We start from the raw sequence: 19,869 nt of genomic DNA, 5'->3' as shown, positions 1-19,869 counted from the left end.
CTATGGAACTCATCGACCAGCATACGAAAAGCATAATGGAAGGATGCAAGGAGCGGGCTCGCGATGCGGGCCTGCGCTTCTCGGACGAGACCCTGGAGTACATCGTCACCAACCGGGACATGCTGGAGCTGCACCCCAAGGTGATGATACCGACCCTCTACGACTACTGGGTCCACGACGTGGAGCTCCTCAAGGGGAAGGGGAAGTACGAGCTATACCCCCACAACCCCTACGAGACGGTCATCAATACCCGTCCCCCCATCTCCTTCTACAACGACAACAACCCCGACTGGCTGAACGTGATGATCTTCTACCACGTGCTGGCCCACATCGACTTCTTCCAGAACAACCTCTACTTCCGCCATACCTGGGAGTACGATCTGACCGGCAAGGCCCTGGCCGACAAGCGGCTCATCGCGCGGCTCCGCTCCGAGCACGGCCGATGGGTCGACTACGTAATCGAGTTCGCCCGCTCCATCGACAACCTGGTGGGGTACTTCGACGGCCTTTCCCATCTTTTCCGCCATGACCGCCCCCCCTTCCCCAGGCGTATCGATTATTACTTCGACGTCTTTCTCCAGGAGGTAAAAGGGGTCAAGACCGCCGAATACGTGAAGGAAATCGAGCGTTATAACCGCTGCACGAGGGAATACGGAGAGTTGTGCGAGGAAAGCTTCTTTGCCGACGTGGTGGCAAAGCATCCCGAATTCGAGGCGTTCTACCTCAAGGGAACCCGGGAGAAGAAGGAGGAGCGGCTCGACATCCTCCAGTTCCTCATGGAGCACTCGGAATTCCTGAACCAGGACGAGAACCGCTGGATGAAGTCGGTGCTGGAGGTGATCCGCTCCACCTCCGTCTACTTCCAGCCCCAGATCCGGACCAAAATCATGAACGAGGGGTGGGCCAGCTACTGGCACGAAACCCTCTTCCTCACCGATGACCGGATCAAGGGGCACGAGGTGGAGTTCGCCCGGGTCCATTCGGGGGTCACCTCCCTCCACCGGGTGGGGCTGAACCCCTACGCCATCGGCATGCGGCTCTTCCAGCAGATCGAGGAGGCGGCCGACCAGGGGAAGCTCTCCCTGGAGTACCAGCGGCTTGCCGACAGCCACGCCCGCAAGGAGTTCGACCGCAAAACAGGAACCGGGCGCGACTTCATCTTCGCGGTGCGGGAGAACCTCTGCGACTTTACCTTCATCAACACCTACGTGGACCAGGACTTCGTCAACCGCCACAAGCTCTTCGTGGTGGGCAAGCGCCTCAACAAGGAGCGGACGGCGTGGCAGTACTACGTCAAGAGCCGCAAGGCCGGGGAGTACCGGGCAATGCTCCAGGACTCCCTCTACCATCCGCCGCGCATCGAGGTGGATCGGGCCAAGGGGAGCGGGAAGACTCTCTATCTCAACCACAGCTTCGAAGGAAAACCACTGGTCACGGAGTTCATTGCCAACACCATGCTGGGGATCGAATTCCTCTGGGGGGGGCCGGTGAAGCTGGAAACCAGCGAAGTGGGAGCCGCTCCCCCCCAGGAATCGGGTGCCCCCCGTCGCGAAGAGGAAGCTCGAAAGATCAACTGGCGCCGGTTTGTCTATACCATGGAGAACCGGACGCTTACCAAGACTCTCTTGGGAGCGGATTAACCCATGGACACCATAAGCCGGGCACTACAGCACATCGACCAAAGCGTAAGCGAGTTGGACCACCGGGCGCCGATCCCCTTCGGTGAGTTCCTGGACATCCTCGTTGCCAACCCTACAAGGGTAATCCGCAACGTATTCCAGGTTTTCAACGACATGGTCATGGGGCACATCGACATGGGCGCCGACGAGTATCCCGACGACCCCGAGTCCATCAACTACGTCCCCTATGACTGCCGCAGGCTTTTTGTGGAGGGGACAGATCACCCGTTCTTCGCCGACCGCCTCTTCGCCAACCGGTTCGTGGGGCTGGTGGAAGCCCTCAAGCGGGGCACGCAGCAGAACAAGATCTACGTCTTCGCCGGCCCTCCCGGAAGCGGCAAGAGCACCTTCCTCAACAACCTGCTCCTGAAATTCGAGAACTACGTCAACACTGGCGACGGCTTGCGCTACGAAGCGGTCTGGCGCCTGGACCGCCAGGCGTTCGGCGGCTTCACCAGAAGCGAAACCGCGGTCTTTCTCGACAAGCTCTCCAAGCTGCTGGAAGAGCATGAATTCAACCAGGAAGAGCTTCTGGCGGCGGAACACGCCTTGCACCCCGGCGACGACTTCGTGGAGATCCCCTGCCCATCCCACGACAACCCCCTCCTCGTGATCCCCAAGCAGTTACGCCGCCAGTTCTTCGACGACATCTTCAAAAACGACGAGATGAAGTGGCGGCTCTTCACCGAAAAAGAATACGAGTGGGTCTTCCGCCAGACATCCTGCACCATCTGCAGCTCCCTATACCAGGCGCTCCTGGCCCGGCTCAAGAGCCCGGCCGCGGTCCTCGGCATGCTCCACGCCCGCCCCTACCGCTTCAACCGGCGCCTGGGCGAAGGGATCAGCGTCTTCACCCCCGGCGACAAGCCCATGCGCCACAGTGTCTTCACCAACGACATGCTCCAGAACCGGATCAACGGCACCCTCAAGGACAGCAACCTGGTAAAGTATATCTTCTCCCAGTATGCCAAGACCAACAACGGCATCTATGCCCTCATGGACATCAAGGGGCACAACACCGACCGGCTCATCGAGCTCCACAACATCGTCAGCGAAGGGGTCCACAAGGTGGACGATCTGGAGGAGAACGTCGATTCCCTCTTCCTGGCCCTCATGAACCCCGAGGACAAGAACAATATCGAGGGGTACCAGTCGTTCCTGGACCGGATTGAATACATCAAGATACCCTACGTGCTGGATCTGAACACCGAGGTTGAGATCTACCGCAACGCCTTCGGCAAGCATATCGACCACAGCTTCCTGCCCCGGGTCCTCCACAACTTCGCCCGCGTCATCATCTCGTCGCGCATGGAAGAACGATCCTTCGCCATGCACGAGTGGATTCCCGAGCCCCACCGCTACAGCACCTTCTGCGACTTCAACCTCCAGCTCCTCAAGATGGAGATCTACACCGGCTTCATCCCCCCCTGGCTCACGGAGGAGGACCGCAAACGGCTCACCGCAAAGCGGCGGCGCCAGATCATCTCCGAGGGGGAAAACGAGGGGCACAAGGGATTCTCGGGGCGCGACGCCCTGAAGATCTTCGGCGAGTTCTACTCCACCTTTGCCCGCAAGGACAAGCTCATCACCATGACCACCCTGGTCGCCTTCTTCACCAAGGTCCACCCCGAACTGGGGAAACAGCTCCCGACCGGATTCCTCGACTCCCTCATGGGGCTCTACAATTTCACCATACTCCAGGAGGTAAAGGAGTCCCTCTACTACTACAACGAAGAGCAGATCTCCCGGGACGTGCAGAACTATCTCTTCGCCGTCAACTTCGAGCCCGAAGTGGATGAAACCTGCACCTGGACAAAGGACAAGCTCCACATCAGCGAGTCGTTCTTCGAAGGGATCGAAAACCGGCTCCTCAGGGCAAACGGCGACCGGGAGCAGCGCCTAGCGTTCCGGAAAGAGATCCAGCGGGAATACGCCGCGCACACCCTGACCCAGGAGATACTCTTCGAAGGGAAAGCCATAACTGAAACCAGGCTCTACCGGACCCTGTTCGAGAAATACGTCTTCAACCTCAAGGAGAAGGCATTGGACCCGTTCCTGGACAACGTCAACTTCCGCCGCGCCATCAAGGATTTCGGCAAAGAGGATTTCAAGACCTACGACAAGCGGATCCGCGACGACGTCACCTTCCTCGTCGGCAACCTCTGCAGCAAGTTCCGCTACACAAAGAACGGCGCCAAGGAAGTATGCATCTACGTCATTGACAATGACTTGGCCAAGGCTTACGGGCGGAGTTGACTGCTGCTGAATCATCCGGAGGAAAAGTGCCATGACCCTGCGTACCCTTGCCGCCTCTATCGCCCTCATCGTGCTCGCAGCACCTCTCGTATGGGGGGCCGACCCGCCCGCCGAACCCAAGGCGGAGATCCAGGATCGCATCGAACAGCTGGAAAAGCAGATTCGCGAGCTGAAGGAACTGCGGGAGAAACAGCTGGAGAAGGACGCACGGACCCGCGACATAAAGGAGCCGTGCGTCGCCGCGGTGGGCGGGGCCGATGTCTGCTCGTGCCTGGCCGAAAATCTGCCCAGGGGGGTCGATTTCGTCACCTATGTGCGGATGATGTCCCCTGCAAAGGACGAAGTGGACAAGCGGGTGCTGGAGATGGTCAAAGCGGCCCGGGAGCGGTGCGTGAAGTAGGCGCCCCGCCGGGCTCCATACGAGGGGGGACCAGCTCGATGACGGTCACCTCCGGAGGGGCCAGGAAACGGAGCGGCGGCCCCCAGGTGCCGGTGCCGCGGCTCACGGAGAGGGCCGACCCCTTCGCCAGCCTGTGGAAGCCGTCCATGCAGGGATAGGAAAGGCGAACCAGGAGCCCGAAGGGAAAGAGCTGCCCCCCATGGACATGGCCCGAGAGCTGGAGGTCGAAGAGCCCCGTGGCATCCCGGTCAATCCGGGGGCGGTGCTTGAGGAGGATGGTGAACCGCCCGGCGGGGAGTCCGGCCAGTATTTGCCGCTCAACATGGGGAGACGAGGGGATTGCCGGGTCGTCTACCCCGGCGATGTTCACCACACCCCCAACAGTCGCCCCCTCGCCCCGCAGAACCGTAAACCCCGCCTTCCGCGTAAATTCGAGCGCCCCGTCAAGCCCCACGTAAGCCTCGTGGTTACCGGTCACCGCAAACTTGCCGTACCGGGGCGAAAGCTCCGCCAGGGGTTTGGCCATGGCCGACAGGTCGTTTATCTGGCCATCCACCAGGTCACCGGTCGAGACTACGATGTCGGGTCGCGCCTCCCTCACCTTTGCCAGCATCTTTTCGAGCCGGTCTTCGCGAACAATCAGCCCCAGGTGCACATCGGAAATCTGCGCAATGGTCAGTTTCGGCACCGAGGCCGGCAGCTTCGTGGTGGGTATTACGATCCGCCGGACCCGGATGTCCCTGGCTTCCAGATACCCCGATAGCGTTGCCAGGAGCGCGTAGGCGGCGGCGATACCGAAGGCCGTCCCTTTCCCGATGATAGGCAGGGGAGGGGTCCAGCCCAGGATCGCTCCTCCCCCCTTGAAAAGAAGACGGCAGAAGTCAACGGCCAGGGAGGCGGAGAAAAAGAAAAAGATAAGCCCCATCCAGAGATATCCGGTCCAGGCCAGGGTCCGGGCCGCGAGCTCCCAGCCGTGTCGCTCGGTGATACGGACCAGAACCGGGGTGACGGTCATGAGCGCCAGGAAAAGGGCAAGGGCAACGCCGACAACCGGACCGAAGCCGAAGGCCCCCCGCACCTTGATGAAGAAGTAGGCGTGGACGCCGCCGTAGACAAGAAAAAAAATGAGCAGGAAAAGCGACACTATGTTTCACCTTCACGCGGGTTGGTAAATTTCTCCCGGATATGCCCTACTGTTCCGGATCTTCGCAAACCGGGCAATGGCTCTCGCCACTCTCCCGGTCAATTTCCAGCTCTCCTCCGCACACTTCGCATATCCCCTCGGATTTCTCCCCCTGCACCTTTTTGCGGTACCCTTCCCCGAATCGTTTCGTAGTTTCCATGGGTTACCCTCCACTAGCTCCCGCCCCTCTTAGGATCCCCATCCGAAAACCTTTTGGGGCCTCTGGATGATCACCCGATAATTTTACCACGGGACAGCCTGGTGGCTACGGAGCCTTTTGACAGGAATGGCAGAGCGGATACAATTAGTATGCTCCAATTATTTGACCACTGACCGTCCCCGGTCCGGGGGAGTTGTGGCGGAGCTTCAATGAGCGAAAAAGGAGGCACCAATGGCAAGGACTGCTCAAGAGATGGTTTACGAGGTGGGAGGTATTCCCGATCTTCCCGCCTGGGCCGATACGCCCCTGGCGTTTCGCATCGATACCGGCACTCTCGATGCCGATCCTACCCCCGCAATGGCCGTCGACCGCCATCCGGCTGGGCCCATCAGCTTCGATCCCGTCAGCGGGGCCTTCTCCTATGAAGCCGGAGAGGGGGACAAGGCTCCCTTCACGGTAACTTTCTCCGGCACGCGCCGGGGGGAACCCGTCAGCCAGGGCGTCGTCATCACCCCGGTCCCCCGCTTGCCGGCCGAGCGGGATTACATCGCCAGCCATCCGGCACAGCCCGATCCGGCCAGCTCCCTCTACCTCCACCGAACCGTTAAGCCCAACGCCGACGGTTCCGAGGATCACCTGGTGACGGGGATGCGGGTGGTCTTCGACCGCTCCGGCGACGCCAACTCCCTCCATGCCTCCTACAGCGTTGACCGGAGCCATAAACTTCCGGATGCGCCGGACCCGAAGGATACGGTCAGGAGGCTCACCCTCTGTGCCGACCAGCTCGTCATCAGGGGCGAGCTGTCGCTCCCCGGGACCGAGGTGAACATCTTCGTCCGGGAGTTGATCTTCGAGGATGCTGAGGGGGATCCGGGGCGCATCAACACCTCCCCCCTGGCCTACGCCCTGGAAAAGGCCCCCGATGCCCAGCGGGCCACCAACACGCCGGGGGGAAACGGCCGGCCGGGGCGGCAGGCCGGAAACGTGACGGCCTACCTCCACACCATCCGGGTACCACCGGAAACCGCCACCCTGCCGCGGTTCGTCATGGTGGGGGGGAACGGCCAGCATGCCGGCCTGGGTGAAAACGGCCCTGACGGGGTGGACCGCTCCTACATCTATGGACAGACCTTCATCTGCGACGGGAGATCCCTCAGTGTCAATTTCGACCCGCCGGCCGTTTACTGGAAGTGGCACTACAAGTGGGCCGCCTTTGACCAGCAGAAGACCTGGGGGGCACCCAGCTTCCCCACCTCCGGCCTGGACGCCCTCCCCGCCGGCATGCCGGGTGACGGTGGCGACGGCGGCGTCTTCACCGCAAACCGGGACCTCGCCCCCTTCGTGGACAACAGCGGCGGCACCGCAGGCAATCCGGGCGTTGACGTCCATGGCGGCAGGGCCGGCTATCCCATGACGAGCGCCCAGTACGAGGTGACCACCTGGTACAATCTCTTCACAGGCGCCCACCTCGACGGCGCCCAGCCTAAAATTATCGGCAAGCCGGAGACCACCGGCGCCGGGAAATCCTGCCCGGCTCCCCGGGCGGCAAAGCCGAAGGGAAGCCAGCCGGCACCTGCCGTAATCGCGTGCCCCAACGCCTGGCTCCACCCACTCCAGCTCCAGACCGTACTGCAGTTCGTGCGGGACGCCTACCTGGCCGAAGACCGGGAAACCGTGGCGGCCATACTTGCCGACTACCGGGATGCCCTCGCGTTGGAACCGCCGGCCCAGACCGGTTGGGGAACGGAGTTCGAGCTGTCCCGGTATTACGCCGCCCAGGCGGAGGCGGCAACGCTCCTTCACCGTCTGGAAAGCCACCTGGACTACTATGGCAATCCGGCCGGCTGGACACCGATTCTCTCCCTGCAGGCAAACCTTCAGCTATACGAGAACGAAATCACCGACGCCCTCAGGACCCTCGTGCTGGTGAGCTGGATCAGCCAGGAGGGAGTCCGAGCGGAAAACGCCGCGGCAGCCATGCAGAGCGCCATCCTGGAACTGGACAAAGACGCCGCAGCCGCGGTCAGGGAGGTCCAGGCAGCGGAAAAGGGTCTCCGGGAGATCAACGACCGGATCTACAGCCTCAGCCACGAGCTCTCTACCATGAACAATGATCTGGCAGCCCTCAGGGAGCGCCTTCTGGCCCAAGCCCACAACACAATGCAAACCCGGGCTCTTATCAACCTTGGGGTAAAGACCTTCTCCGCCATCTGCTCGGTCATCCCCTACGGGCAGCCGGCCCTGGGGGCCGTGGGATCCATGGCCACGGTCATTGCGGACTGTGCCACCGGCGACGCTGAACCCCTCGACACGGCCGGAAAGCTCGGCGGCATACTGGCCACCTACGGCAAGGCCAGGCTGGATGAAAAAGCGGGAGAAATCACCAAGGCGGCAGACAAGAAGAAGCCCGACCCCGAGGCGGAGAAGGCCAAGGAAAAGGCGGCACAGCTTACCCACGTGGGGAAAACCATCGGGCCGGCAGTTACCGAGATATCAGGGGCACTCAAGGGGCTGAGGGTCCCCCAGAGCGAGGTGGATGCCGAACTGGCGCGCCTTGAGGCGAAGACGCCGGAATTCGGCGAGATGGCAAAGAAGATCCAGGGGCTCAACCGGAGGAAGGCGGCTTTCGCCGAAAAGCTGGATGAGACCCTCCAGGCCCTGGGGGGCGCCTACGGCAGAATCTCATCCAACCTGAACGCCATGGGAACCCTGGTCCGGCAGGGGCGGGACACCCTCGCCCACCTGGACCACGAGGCGGTGCTCTATACCCGCGACCTGGGGCAGCGGGCCCGGCAGACCCTGGTCAAGTACCTCTACTACCTGGTCAAGTCCTACGAGACCTCGGTGCTCAAGGAGGTGGAAACCGCCAACTACCAGCTTACCGACATCTTCGACAAGATCAGCGACCTGCTACAGGCGGGGGATAACCGCTCGAAACTGGATGTCACCAGGCTCGGGGTCTTCGCCGACCAGCTCAGGCCCATTTTCCGGGACAACCTGAGCCGCATCGAGCACAAGCTCATGGAGGACTTCCGCCCCGAGTACACCATCCGGCTCGAATCGCGACTCTCTGCCGAACAGACCCCCGGGATCATCCGGCAGCTGAACGACACGGGAGAGGCGGTCATCAACCTGCGGGATAGCGGCCTGATCCTCCCCGACCGGGAGAAAATCAAGATCGCCGACATTGAAGTCTCCGGCCTGGGTTTCGGGGACCGGGATCTGCCGGCCGGCGGAACCCTGGAGATAACCCTGGAGCCCCTCGGCGACGGCACCATCCGCTCCGGGGACCGGCTCTACGCAGTGCGCCACCCGGCCGGCAGCGGCCAGGGGGAAGGGGCTGAACTGCCGTCCCAGCAAATATGGGGGGCCACTTACCACTTCAGCAACCGTCAGCTCTCACCCATCAAGCCGAGCAGCGAATCCCTCGCCCTTCTCGGCTATCTCCTCCGGGAGACCGACGACAAGACCAGGGAAAAGCTGGCAAAACCGGCGGCCTGGACTGATCTGCGCATCCGCTTCCGCCGTTACGTTGAGGGGGGACCAGACCTGGAGAGCCTCCTCCTCGCCTGGCAGTTCAATTTCGCCACCCCTGTCGCCACCAACCGCCACGTCCTCGACGTCCGCGCCGAAGGGGGGGCTGTGCCCCTCATCCAATGCTCGCCGCCGGACATCAACGAGCGGGCCGACGGCTTCGGCTCCCTCTACCGCATCTACCGTCGGGCGACCCCCGTCACCCTCGCGGCTCCTCTCCAGTACGGCGAGCTCCTCTTCAGCCACTGGGAGTTCATCAACACCGATACCATGAAGAGCCGGATCATCCATGAGCCGAGCTGCTCCTTCAGCATCGAGGACAACCTCCGGGTCATCTGCACATACCAGGAGAAGTGCCCGGTCGCCACGCTCGCCATGCCCAAAGTCAAGACCAGGCGCAAGACCGTCACCAACGAGATGCTGTTGAAGGCCATGGCCGACGACCGCAGGGCGCGGCCGGCCCTTTCGAGCGCCATCCTCAACCGCCCTTCCCTGGCGGATGGGGTGAAACGGGGGTATCTCCCCGCCGATTCGGAGGTCGTTACCCTGGAGGGCCCCCGGGAGAAGGACGGTCTTACCTGGTACAAGATCGACCACGGGGGAACGGTCGGATGGGTCCATGAGGAGAGTCCGTGACTACATCTCCACCCGCGTCACGACCCCCTGGAGGCGGCTGGCAGGAAGTTTGTGGAACTGGACGAAATTGGGAGTGAGCTTCTTGAATACCGAGAAGACCCGCCAGATGGGGTTGCGGGTGGCGATGTCCTCGACCCCGTAGAAGATGACCTTCTCCTGGATGCCGTTTGCCTTGAGGTGCGTCTCGATATCCACAACCTCCATGTACCCCGCCTCGATCCGGAAGGCATCGAGCCCCGGCCCGATTCCCTTGATGAGCTCGGTTTCCACACCCAGGGGTTCGTCCGTGATCAGGAGGGAGATGAAGACGTTGCGCTCGTAGATGATGTTGCTCCGGATGATGCAGTGGACCACGTAGGGGGGGACCACGTCGGTTTCCCGGGTGAAGAAGAGGCCGGTCCCCCGGATGGGTCCCTTGGCGTAGATCTGTTCGTAGGAGAGGAGGAAAGTCTCCAGGTCCAGGGGCTTGAGGGCGTGGTAGAGGGAACGCTGCCCCCTGGTCCAGATGATGATGGTCACGAAGGGGATCGAAGCCAGGACAATGGACCAGTAGGCACCATGGGGGATCTTGGAAAAAGTGGAGAAGAGGTAAGAGGCGTCGATAACGGTGATGGCCAGAGCCACCAGGGCCCGCCACTTCTTCGTCGTATGGGCGAAGACGATGATCATCATGATGCCGGTGATGGTCATGGAACCGGTAACCGCCATGCCGTAAGCGGCGGCCAGGTTCTCGGACTTGCGGAAGACGAGCATGATGAAGATGACCGCCACCATCAGCGACCAGTTCACGGCCCCGAGATAGATCTGCGATTTGATCTCCCGGGAGGTGTAGTCCACCCGCATCAGCGGCAGGAGCCGCGTGGTTATCCCCTGGTAGACGATGGAGAATACCCCGCTGATAATGGCCTGGGATGCAATGATGGTGGCCATGATGGTGAGGATCAGGAACGGGATGTAGAGGACCGGCGCCTGGCTCTGGACCATGCCGAAAAGGAGGTTCTTCGCGTCGGGATGGGAGATGGCGAAGGCCCCCTGGCCCAGATAGTTCAGATAGAGGGCCACGAAGACGAAATGCCATGCCCGGACGATCGGCTTTTTGCCCAGGTGTCCCATGTCGGCGTAGAGGGCCTCGCCACCGGTGGCGCAGAGGATGACCTCGGAGAGAACAAAATAGCCGGCCAGGCCATTCTCCCTGAAGAAGGTGAACGCGTGCCACGGATTGATCGCCTCCACAATCTCCGGCATGGAGAGGGCAGAAGCAATGCCGGTGACGGCCAGGGTACCGAACCAGACCGCCATGATGGGGCCGAAGGCGCCGGCCACCCGGTCGGTGCCCTTGAACTGCACGGAGAACAGGCCGATGGCAATGGCCGCGGCAATGGCCACCAGGGTTCCGGTGGAAAGCCCTTCGAGGCCGGGTATAAGGAGAAGCCCCTCCACGGCGGAGAGAATACTGATGGCGGGGGTGATAACCCCGTCACCCAGGAGCAGCGACACCCCCACGAAGGAGAGAAACCCGGCAAAGGCCACGAGACGCCCGGTCTTCACCAGCTTCATGATGATCTCCCGCAGAACGATCTCCCCCCCCTGCCCCTTGCGCCCCAGGCTCATGGCGAGCCAGGCATACTCCATGGTGACGAGGATCGTCATGGTCCAGAATACCAGGGAAAGAATGCCGAAGACGTTTTCCCGGGTCGCCTGCGTCAGGGTGAAAATAACCGTGAGGGTATAGATGGGACTTGTGCCGATGTCGCCGAATACCAGCCCCAGGGCCTTAACGATTCCCCCCAGGAATGATTCGTCCTTGTGGTGTTCCATGAATGGTTTCCCCCGCGATTCAGCCGGTATTCTCCGGGTTTTGCAACCGGCACACCTTATACCACCTTAACACCGCATGGCACAAGCGCAAACCGGCTTCAGCACCGAGCCAATCCCCTTGACCTTTCCGCCCCCCTTCGGGTAGTCTGGACCGATGACAAAACCTTACGAACAGCCGAAAAAACCGGAACTTCTCGCCCCTGCCGGCTCCCTGGAGGCCTTCTTCGCCGCCATGGAGAAGGGGGCCGACGGGGTCTACGCCGGGCTGCGGGAGTTCTCGGCCCGGGCCAAGGCGAAGAACTTCTCCCTCCCCCAGATGGAGCGGATGGTGGCATACGCCCACGGCCTCGGCCGCAAGGTCTACATCACCCTCAACACCCTGGTTAAGGAGGGGGAGCTGCCGCAGCTTGTGGATACCCTCGCCGCCCTGGAGGCCATGGGGGCCGACGCCGTCATCCTCCAGGATTTGGGAGTTGCCCGCCTCATCCGGGACCACTTCCCGGGGCTCGCACGCCACGCATCCACCCAGATGACCATCCACAACCTCCCCGGTGCCCGCATGCTGGGCGAGATGGGGTTCGAGCGGGTGGTCCTCGCCCGGGAACTCCACATCGACGACATCAGCCACATCAGCCGGGAGTCGGGGGTGGAGATCGAGTGCTTTATCCACGGCGCCCTCTGCTTTGCCATCTCGGGGCAGTGCTTCTTCTCATCGTTTCTCGGGGGGCACAGCGGCAACCGGGGGCGCTGCGCCCAGCCATGCCGCCGCCATTACCGTTATCGGGGGAAGGAAGGATACTTCTTCTCCACCAACGACCTCTCCGCCGTGGACCTCATCCCCGACCTGGCCGCCGCCGGGGTGGCATCCCTTAAGATCGAGGGGCGGATGAAGTCGGCCGAGTACGTGGCCAGCGTGGTGGAAGCCTACCGCCTCGTCCTGGACGCCCCGGAGCGCAAGCGCGCCGAAGCGGCCGCCCGGGCCAAGGAGATCCTGAAGCTCTCCTTCGGCCGGGTCCCCACCAAGGGGTTCATGGCCTCCCACACACCAACCGACATCGCCATCCCCACACTCCGGGGCGCCACCGGCCGCTACCTGGGGGAAGTAAAAAGCGTCCGGGGGGACCGGCTCACCTTCGAAACCAAGGACCGCCTCTTCGTGGGGGATCGGATCCGGGTGCAGCCCAAGAGCGACATGGCCGGCAAGGCCTTCACGGTGAAGGACATCTTCCTGGGAAAAGAGCGGGTGAAATCGGCCAGGGAGCGGAGCATCGTCACGGTGGTGTCCCCCTTCGCTTTCAAGGCGGGGGACGCGGTCTTCAAGGTCTCCTCCGAAACAGCCTTCACCATGAGCGAAAACGCTTGCCTGAAGCGCCTCGACGCGGTGAAACCGGGAAAGATTCCCTGCAACCTGGAGCTTTCCCTGGCCGACGGGACCCTGCGCATCGTGGCCCGGGCCGCCGGGGCAACGTTTGCCGCCGAATTTCCCGTGGGGCCTCTGGAGCCCTCCACCACCAGCGACATGGCCGGCGTTCTCCGGGCCCAGTTCTCCCGTACCGGCGAGACCCCCTTCGAACTGCTGGGCCTCGCCGCCCCCGGCTTCCCGCCGGTACTCATCCCGCCGGCCCGGCTCAAGGATATCCGCCGTGATTTCTACCGCCGGTTTGGCGAGCAGGTGGCCGTCAAGATCGCCAAGCACCGGGCCGAGGCACGGAAACTGGCCCTGGCTTCCCTGGTCCCGCCCGGCCACCCGCGGCGGGAGACGAAAGCTGAAGCAACGGTCCGGATCGAGCACCTGCGGGACACGACCATCCTCCGGCAGCAGGGGGTCGATGCCGTCATCCTCCCGGTCTCCCGGGCAAATATTCACCAGATCCACCTCGCGGCGCGAAAGCTCCGGGGAGACGAGGGGCGAATCATCTGGCACCTTCCCTTTGTCATCTTCGATGCTGAAATCCCCTTTTACGAGGAGGCGATCGCCCTCCTCATGGGGCAGGGATTCCGGCGCTTCGAGCTTTCAAACCTCTCCCACTTCCCCCTCTTGGCGGGACGGGACGTGGAACTTGCCACCGACTACCGCCTCTTCTCCCTCAACACCCAGGCCGTCATGGCATGGCACGAGCTGGGGGTGACGACCGCCACCCTCTACATCGAGGACGATGTGGAGAACATGGCGGCGCTCCTGGCCGCGCCGGTGCCGGTGCGGCGGCGGGTCCTGGTCTACGGCGGGGTCCCGGCCATGACCACCCGGGTCGCCATCAAAGGGGTGAAGGGAGACGCCCCCCTGGTCTCGGACCGGGGAGAAGAGTATGAGGTGGCGGTGCGGGGGGACCTCACCACCATCACCCCGGCGATCCGCTTCTCCATCACCCACTTCCGGAGCAGGCTCCAGGAGGCGGGATGCGGCTCCTTCGTGGTGGACCTCTCCCAGGCCCCCCGGGAGCGCTGGCGCCCCATCCTCGACGCCTTTGCAAGGGGCGAGGGGATTCCGGAGACAAGCGAATTCAACTTCGTGATGGGGCTCGTGTAAGGCCAAAACCGCACGAAAAGCATTTACCACAGAGGGCACGGAGGTGCACGGAGGAAACCCAAAACCGGTTCTCTTCTTTGAGAAAGCTTTTCCTCTGGTTTTTTCTCTGGGTCCTCTGTGGCCAAACGGATTTTAAAGATTTGCTTTTATAAGGAATAGGCAATGGTAAACAGCACCGAAACGATCAGCACCGACTACCTCGTCCGCGTCATCACCAAGGACGGCAGCATCCGGGCCCTGGCCTGCGTCACCACCGGCCTCGTTGGGGAGCTCTGCCGCCGCCACGGCACCTGGCCCACCGCCTCGGCGGCCCTTGGGCGGGCCTTGACCGGCGGCGCCCTCATGGGGGCGCTTTTGAAGACCGGCCAGCGGGTGGCGCTCCGCTTCGAGGGGAACGGCCCCCTGCAGAAGATCCTCGTGGAGGCGGATGCCAACGGCGCCGTCCGGGGGCGCGTGGGAAACCCGGAGGTGAACCCCCAGCGGAAGGACGGCAAGCTGGACGTGGCCGCCGCCATCGGCAACGCGGGGCTCCTCACCGTCACCAAGGACCTGGGGCTCAAGGAGCCCTATACCGGTACGGTCCTCCTCTACACCAGCGAAATAGCCGAAGATCTCGCCTACTACCTGACCGACTCTGAACAGGTGCCGTCGGCGGTTGGGCTCGGGGTCTACGTGGAGCCCGACGGCGCCATTGCGGCGGCCGGCGGGTTCCTTATCCAATCCCTTCCCCCCCATAACGACGAGGCGGTGGACCAGCTCATGGAGCGGATCGCCGCGATGCCGCCGGTTACGGAGCTGCTGCGGCAGGGGAAAAACCCCGAGGAACTCCTGGAATATCTCTTCGAGGGGATACCCTGCGATACCCTGGAGAAGCGGGCCCTGGCCTTTGTCTGCTCCTGCAGCCGGGAGCGGATCGAGCGGGTCCTGATATCGCTCGGCCGCGACGACCTGGCCGCCCTTCTGGCCGAGCAGGGGGAGACCGAGGTAACCTGCGAGTTCTGCCGGGAGCGCTACCACTTCGGCCGCGACGATCTGGAGCGGATTCTGGCCGGGCTTTCGGCAATGTAGGATTCCTCCCCTCGCAAATCCCTCCGCTGCGGGTATACTTTTCAGTAATCCCTCACGCAGCGGAGGCTCCCCATGGTTATCCACGACATCACCGTTTCCCTCTCCCCGGACCTTCCCGTCTACCCCGGCGACCCGGCAGTCCTCTTCGAGCCGGTCACCCGAGTCGCCCGGGGAGACACCGCCAACGTCACCCGCATCACCATGACCACCCACAGCGGCACCCACCTGGACGTGCCGAGCCATTGCCGCGACGGCGGCGCCACCGTGGACCACCTCCCCCTGTCGCTTCTCATGGGAAAGGCCCGGGTGCTGGATGTTCGCGGGGAGCGCACAATCGGCCGCCGCGAGCTCTCACGCCTTCCGGTGCGGGGAGAGGAGCGGATTCTTCTGCGTACCGTAAACTCCCTTTTATGGGAGCATCCCGGCTTCCAGGAAGAGTTCGCCCATCTCACCGAAGACGGAGCAGCCTATCTGATCGAGGCAGGGGTCAGGCTGGTTGGAATCGATTACCTCTCCATAGAAGGGCTCGACAGCGGGGTTACCGTCCACCGGATGCTCCTGGACGCCGGGAGCGTAATCCTGGAAGGGCTCAACCTCTCAGGAGTGGAACCGGGGGAGTACGAACTCATCTGCCTCCCGCTCAAGATTGCCGGCGGTGACGGAGCCCCTGCACGGGCAATCCTCCGGGGGCGGGAGCAGAGCTCCGGCGAGCCCCCCTTCGACCCCCACACGACCCGCTGGCCGGTGGCCTGACGAGGTTAGCCATGGCCGGATCACGGAAGATCGTCAGCGCCCGGGAGCTGGACCTCCTGCGCCGCCTGCTCCGGGAGCGGACCGAAGAGCTGGAGCGGGCCAACGAGCGCCTTTTCATGGCGAACCAGGTGAAATCGGAATTCCTCTCCCACATGTCACGGGAATTCCAGCGCCCCCTGGACCATATCGTCGGTTTCGCCTCCTGCCTCCGTGACGGCGCCATGGGGGAAATCAACCCGGACCAGCGCCGCTGCCTGGATACCATAATAATTCGGGGAATCAGGCTCCAGCGGATGCTCGAACGGGTCCTGGAGCTTTGCAGCGTCGACCTGGGGATGACGGTTTTCCTCCCCAAAGAGTTCGCCGTACAGGATGCCTTTGACCGGGTAATTGCCAGGCTGAAAGATGCGGCGGAAAAGCGGGGGGTTGCCCTGGATGCCGGCAGCGCCGGCGAGGAAAGCATCCTTACGGCCGACGAGGGGAAGTTTTCCTTCATCATTGAAGAGCTGGCCACAAACGCCCTCAAATTCTCGCCGAAGGGATCGCGGGTCTCCATACGCCTGAGGGATGTGGCACCGGGAGGAGTGAACGAGCGGTACCTGGAGGTATCGGTTTCAGACCAGGGGAGGGGAATCCCGGAAACGGAACTGGGGCAGATATTCAAGAGCTTCGAGATGGGTGGCGGGATGGCCGCCGGACCCGGAAGCCTCGGTCTCGGCCTTGCGCTGGTTAAGCATTTCGTGGATCTTCACGGGGGGCGCATCGCCGTCCAAAGCCGTACCGGCAAGGGTAGCACTTTCACGGTCCTCTTCCCCAAGGGGGGACCGCCCGTTCACATGGTGCGCACGCCGCGGGTTCTGGTGGCCGGGCTCGAAGGGGAGGTTGCCGGACCTCTCCTGGCCGGGCTCCGGGAAGAAGGGTATGACACCATTTCCGCTTCCAGTGGCCCCGATGCCCTCGACAAAGGGATATCCATGGCTCCCGATCTCTGTATTCTCAGCCTCTCCCTCCCGGAGGTAGGAGGGATCGATGTCTGCCTGCGGCTTAAAGCCCACGAACGGAGCAAGCAGATTCCGGTCATCATCACCGCCTCTTACCCCGACCGCTCGGCCAAGGTCGGAAGCGCCCAGGCAGGGGCCGACGGATTCTTCGTTCTTCCCTCCGAAATGGGGGAACTCCTCCTCAAGGCCCGCAGCCTCATCACCCAGAAGCTCAATTACGACTTCCTCAAGCGCAACTACGAGATTGCCGCCAGCGAGGCATTCACCGACCCTCTCACCGGTCTTTTCAACCTGCGCCAGTTCTGGCTGAGCCTGGACCACGAACTGGCCCGGGCCCGCCGCTACCGCCGCAAGTGCTCTCTCGCCATGATCGATATCGACTTTTTCAAGCAGTATAACGACCGGCACGGGCACCTGCGGGGAGACGAAGTGCTGAAGGAGGTGGGGGGGCTATTCAGCGCCAGCATCAGGAATTCGGACATCGCGGCCCGCTACGGCGGAGAAGAGTTCATGGTCATCATGCCCGAAACCAACCGCGACCTGGCGTCCATCGCGGGAGAAAAGCTGCGGCGGGCAGTGGCCGATCACCCTTTCCCCCTCCAGGAAACCCAGCCGGGCGGCACTCTGACGGTGAGCGTCGGCATAGCCACCTTCCCCGACGACGCCACCACGGCGCGGGAACTGGTCGATGCCGCGGATCAGGCCCTCTACCGGGCCAAGCAGCAGGGGAGGAACCGGGTGGAGTGTTATGGTGACGCATGCGGGGAATGATAGGCTGAAGCTAATAATTCTGCATGATTGGGCGGAAGGCGGGAAGTCTTCCGGGAAAGGGGTGTGAAGCCTATGGCAACTCCACGGGGAACAGGACGGTTCGGCGTTGAGGAGCATGGCAAGAGAACGGCGCGCAGCACCGATGTCTACATGCCTGCCGAAGGGAAGGAAGAAGCTGCCGTATGCACCGGGTGCAAGGCTATCTTCCAGGGGAAGCGCTGGTTCAGCGAGGGTGACGACGGGGCGAAGCTCCCTGCCGGCCACTTGCCGGGCAAGGTGGTCTGCCCCGCATGCCAGCGGATTAAGGACGGCAATCCCGCCGGAGTCATCACCCTTTCCGGCGACTACCTCATCCAGCATGAAGAGGTCATCCTGAACGCCGTTAAGAACATCGAGGCGAAAGCGCGGGCCAAGAACCCCCTGGCCAGGATCATGAGAATCGACCAGGAGGGAAAAATCCTCACCATTTGCACGACCCACGAAAAACTGGCGGAAAAGCTGGGAAAAGAAATCTATAAATCCCACAGCGGTAAGCTGGGCTTCCAGTGGAGCGAAGACGAGAGTTTCGTCCGGGTGAACTGGACGCGCTGACGCGGGAAACGGGCGACGCCGCTGTCGCCCGTTCTTGTTAAGCGGCTGGAACCAGCGGTATGCCCCGGCCGGCGCACGCCTCTCGGAAGGCCGCATCAAGGGGGGCTTCGGCCGCAACCGGCCCCCCATCGGCCGCGGTGAACGTCATGGCCCGGCAGTGGAGCATCATGCGCGGGGCCTGCTCGCCGCCGTAAGTGGAGTCTCCCACGATGGGAAGCCCGCAATGGGCCAGGTGGACCCGTATCTGGTGGGTGCGGCCGGTGAGGGGGCGGGCCTCCACGAGGAAGCCCCCTACGCCCCGGCCGATGACGGTGAAGCGGGTACGGGCTTCCCGACCGGGGGTGGCCACCCCGTAGCGGGCGCTCCCAACCTTGGCGATGGGGGCGTCCACCTCCCACTGCTCCGATTCCGGTTCCGCCGCCACGATGGCCCAGTAGATTTTCTCCACCCGCCCCTCTTTCAGCCGGGCAGAGATGTGGGCTGCAGCCTGTTTTGTCTTGGGGAAGATCATCACCCCCGAGGTGCCGCGGTCAAGGCGATGGATCACCCTTGCCGGCTCCTGGCTGCCGATGGAGCGCAGGTAGAGGGCGACGGCATGCTCCACGGTCCCCTTGAGCTGATAGGGGGTCCGCTGGCAGTTGAGACCGGCGGCCTTGTTCACCGCCAGGTAATCGGCATTCTCCAAGAGGAGCTCATCCCGGGTGTAGGATATCTCCCGGTAGCGCTCCGGCTCCATAACGCCGAGAACGATCTCATCCCCCGCCCGCAGAGTCCGGGAGGCGACCCGCACCATGGCGCCGGCCACGGTGCATCCCCCCCAGTCGATGATCTTGCGGACGCGGGTCTTGGAAAGCTGCGGGAAGAGCCGCACCGCCCCGTCGTCAAGCCGCATCCCCGCCTCTTCAGTTCCTGCCCGTGCGATTAGAATCACGGCAGCAGCGCCTTGGCCCTGAATAGGGAAATAATCGTCTTGCTGTCGCGGATACGGCCATCCGTTGCCATGGTGAGGGCTTCGTCCAAGGTCATTCGCACCGCTTCAATCTCCTCGTACTCCTCCGGCTCGGCATCCCCCTGGAAAAGACCGGTGGCCAGGTAGAGATGGATTGCCTCGTCGAAGACACCCGGCGAGGTGAGGATAACGTCGAGGGAGTCGAGCCGGGACGCAGAGAGCCCCGTTTCCTCGGCCAACTCCCGGAGGCCGCACGCCGAAGGCTCCTCCCCGGGATCGAGGCGTCCCGCCGGTATCTCCAGCAACGCTTCATCCACCGCGGGGCGCAGCTGCCGGATAAGGGTCACCGTGCCGTCGTCGTGGAGCGGCAGAACACCGACCCCTCCCGGATGGCGCACCACCTGGAACGTGTGCCACCCCTTGTCGCCGATACGCACTTCCATCTGCTCTATGTTGACCACAAGCCCCGTGAAGGGGGTGGTTCGATTACGGGTATCCATTGGGCTCACCTCTTGAGGAAATGAAGTGAGCATATCACTAACG

Annotated in this window: 14 protein-coding genes; 9 read left to right on the top strand and 5 right to left on the bottom strand. The window is 62.9% G+C overall.

Annotated features, from left to right (window positions below; genetic code table 11):
• The first annotated feature begins 2 nt into the window (after positions 1 to 2).
• The 3 genes from JZM60_RS06080 to JZM60_RS06070 are packed head-to-tail and all read left to right on the top strand — an operon-like array spanning position 3 to position 4,335.
• A complete protein-coding gene (locus JZM60_RS06080) occupies positions 3 to 1,640 on the top strand; it encodes a SpoVR family protein (protein ID WP_207164612.1) in 1,638 nt (545 codons plus the stop codon).
• Positions 1,641 to 1,643: 3 nt separating this feature from the next.
• Positions 1,644 to 3,935 (top strand): serine protein kinase PrkA, encoded by a 2,292-nt coding sequence (locus JZM60_RS06075; RefSeq protein WP_207164611.1) that lies wholly within the window; start codon positions 1,644 to 1,646, stop codon positions 3,933 to 3,935.
• Positions 3,936 to 3,966: 31 nt separating this feature from the next.
• Positions 3,967 to 4,335, top strand: coding sequence for a hypothetical protein (locus JZM60_RS06070; protein ID WP_207164610.1), 369 nt, complete (start codon positions 3,967 to 3,969; stop codon positions 4,333 to 4,335).
• On the opposite strand, the gene JZM60_RS06065 is transcribed toward JZM60_RS06070, so the two are convergent.
• Together JZM60_RS06065 and JZM60_RS06060 are read right to left on the bottom strand one after the other, a co-directional pair.
• The gene (locus tag JZM60_RS06065; protein ID WP_207164609.1) at positions 4,304 to 5,479 is read right to left on the bottom strand and encodes a metallophosphoesterase; all 1,176 of its coding nucleotides are present in this window, start codon (positions 5,477 to 5,479) and stop codon (positions 4,304 to 4,306) included. The genes JZM60_RS06070 and JZM60_RS06065 overlap by 32 nt on opposite strands.
• A gap of 46 nt (positions 5,480 to 5,525) precedes the next feature.
• On the bottom strand, positions 5,526 to 5,678 hold the full coding sequence (locus JZM60_RS06060; RefSeq protein ID WP_207164608.1) for a hypothetical protein: 153 nt from the start codon (positions 5,676 to 5,678) through the stop codon (positions 5,526 to 5,528).
• Positions 5,679 to 5,909: 231 nt separating this feature from the next.
• Between JZM60_RS06060 and JZM60_RS06055 the strand changes: the two genes are divergently transcribed.
• Positions 5,910 to 9,848, top strand: a complete 3,939-nt coding sequence (locus tag JZM60_RS06055) for a hypothetical protein (protein ID WP_207164607.1) — start codon at positions 5,910 to 5,912, stop codon at positions 9,846 to 9,848.
• Here the strand turns inward: JZM60_RS06055 and JZM60_RS06050 are convergent, their stop codons facing one another.
• The gene (locus JZM60_RS06050; RefSeq protein ID WP_207164606.1) at positions 9,849 to 11,666 is read right to left on the bottom strand and encodes a KUP/HAK/KT family potassium transporter; all 1,818 of its coding nucleotides are present in this window, start codon (positions 11,664 to 11,666) and stop codon (positions 9,849 to 9,851) included.
• Positions 11,667 to 11,820: 154 nt separating this feature from the next.
• Here JZM60_RS06050 and JZM60_RS06045 point away from each other — a divergent pair, with 154 nt between their 5' ends.
• The 5 genes from JZM60_RS06045 (at position 11,821) to JZM60_RS06025 (ending at position 18,377) form a co-directional block, all read left to right on the top strand.
• Entirely contained in the window at positions 11,821 to 14,193 is a 2,373-nt protein-coding gene (locus tag JZM60_RS06045; RefSeq protein WP_207164605.1) for a U32 family peptidase, read from the top strand.
• A 162-nt stretch (positions 14,194 to 14,355) separates the two neighbouring features.
• On the top strand, positions 14,356 to 15,261 hold the full coding sequence (gene hslO / locus JZM60_RS06040; protein WP_207164604.1) for an Hsp33 family molecular chaperone HslO: 906 nt from the start codon (positions 14,356 to 14,358) through the stop codon (positions 15,259 to 15,261).
• A gap of 72 nt (positions 15,262 to 15,333) precedes the next feature.
• Positions 15,334 to 16,014 (top strand): cyclase family protein, encoded by a 681-nt coding sequence (locus tag JZM60_RS06035; protein WP_207164603.1) that lies wholly within the window; start codon positions 15,334 to 15,336, stop codon positions 16,012 to 16,014.
• Between the two features lie 11 nt (positions 16,015 to 16,025).
• Positions 16,026 to 17,786, top strand: coding sequence for a diguanylate cyclase (locus JZM60_RS06030; protein WP_207164602.1), 1,761 nt, complete (start codon positions 16,026 to 16,028; stop codon positions 17,784 to 17,786).
• 72 nt (positions 17,787 to 17,858) lie between these two features.
• Positions 17,859 to 18,377 (top strand): BCAM0308 family protein, encoded by a 519-nt coding sequence (locus JZM60_RS06025; RefSeq protein ID WP_207164601.1) that lies wholly within the window; start codon positions 17,859 to 17,861, stop codon positions 18,375 to 18,377.
• A 37-nt stretch (positions 18,378 to 18,414) separates the two neighbouring features.
• Here JZM60_RS06025 and JZM60_RS06020 read toward each other — a convergent pair whose 3' ends face one another.
• Both JZM60_RS06020 and JZM60_RS06015 read right to left on the bottom strand, forming a co-directional pair.
• On the bottom strand, positions 18,415 to 19,308 hold the full coding sequence (locus JZM60_RS06020; protein ID WP_207164600.1) for an RluA family pseudouridine synthase: 894 nt from the start codon (positions 19,306 to 19,308) through the stop codon (positions 18,415 to 18,417).
• Complete coding sequence (locus JZM60_RS06015; protein ID WP_207164599.1) at positions 19,305 to 19,826, bottom strand: NUDIX hydrolase; 522 nt, start codon at positions 19,824 to 19,826, stop codon at positions 19,305 to 19,307. Before JZM60_RS06015 ends, JZM60_RS06020 begins: the two co-directional genes overlap by 4 nt.
• Positions 19,827 to 19,869: the final 43 nt, after the last annotated feature.

Origin of the sequence: Geobacter benzoatilyticus, assembly GCF_017338855.1 — a bacterium.
GTDB classification, from domain to species: Bacteria; Desulfobacterota; Desulfuromonadia; order Geobacterales; family Geobacteraceae; genus Geobacter; species Geobacter benzoatilyticus.
This window is presented reverse-complemented; position numbering and strand designations above follow the sequence as displayed.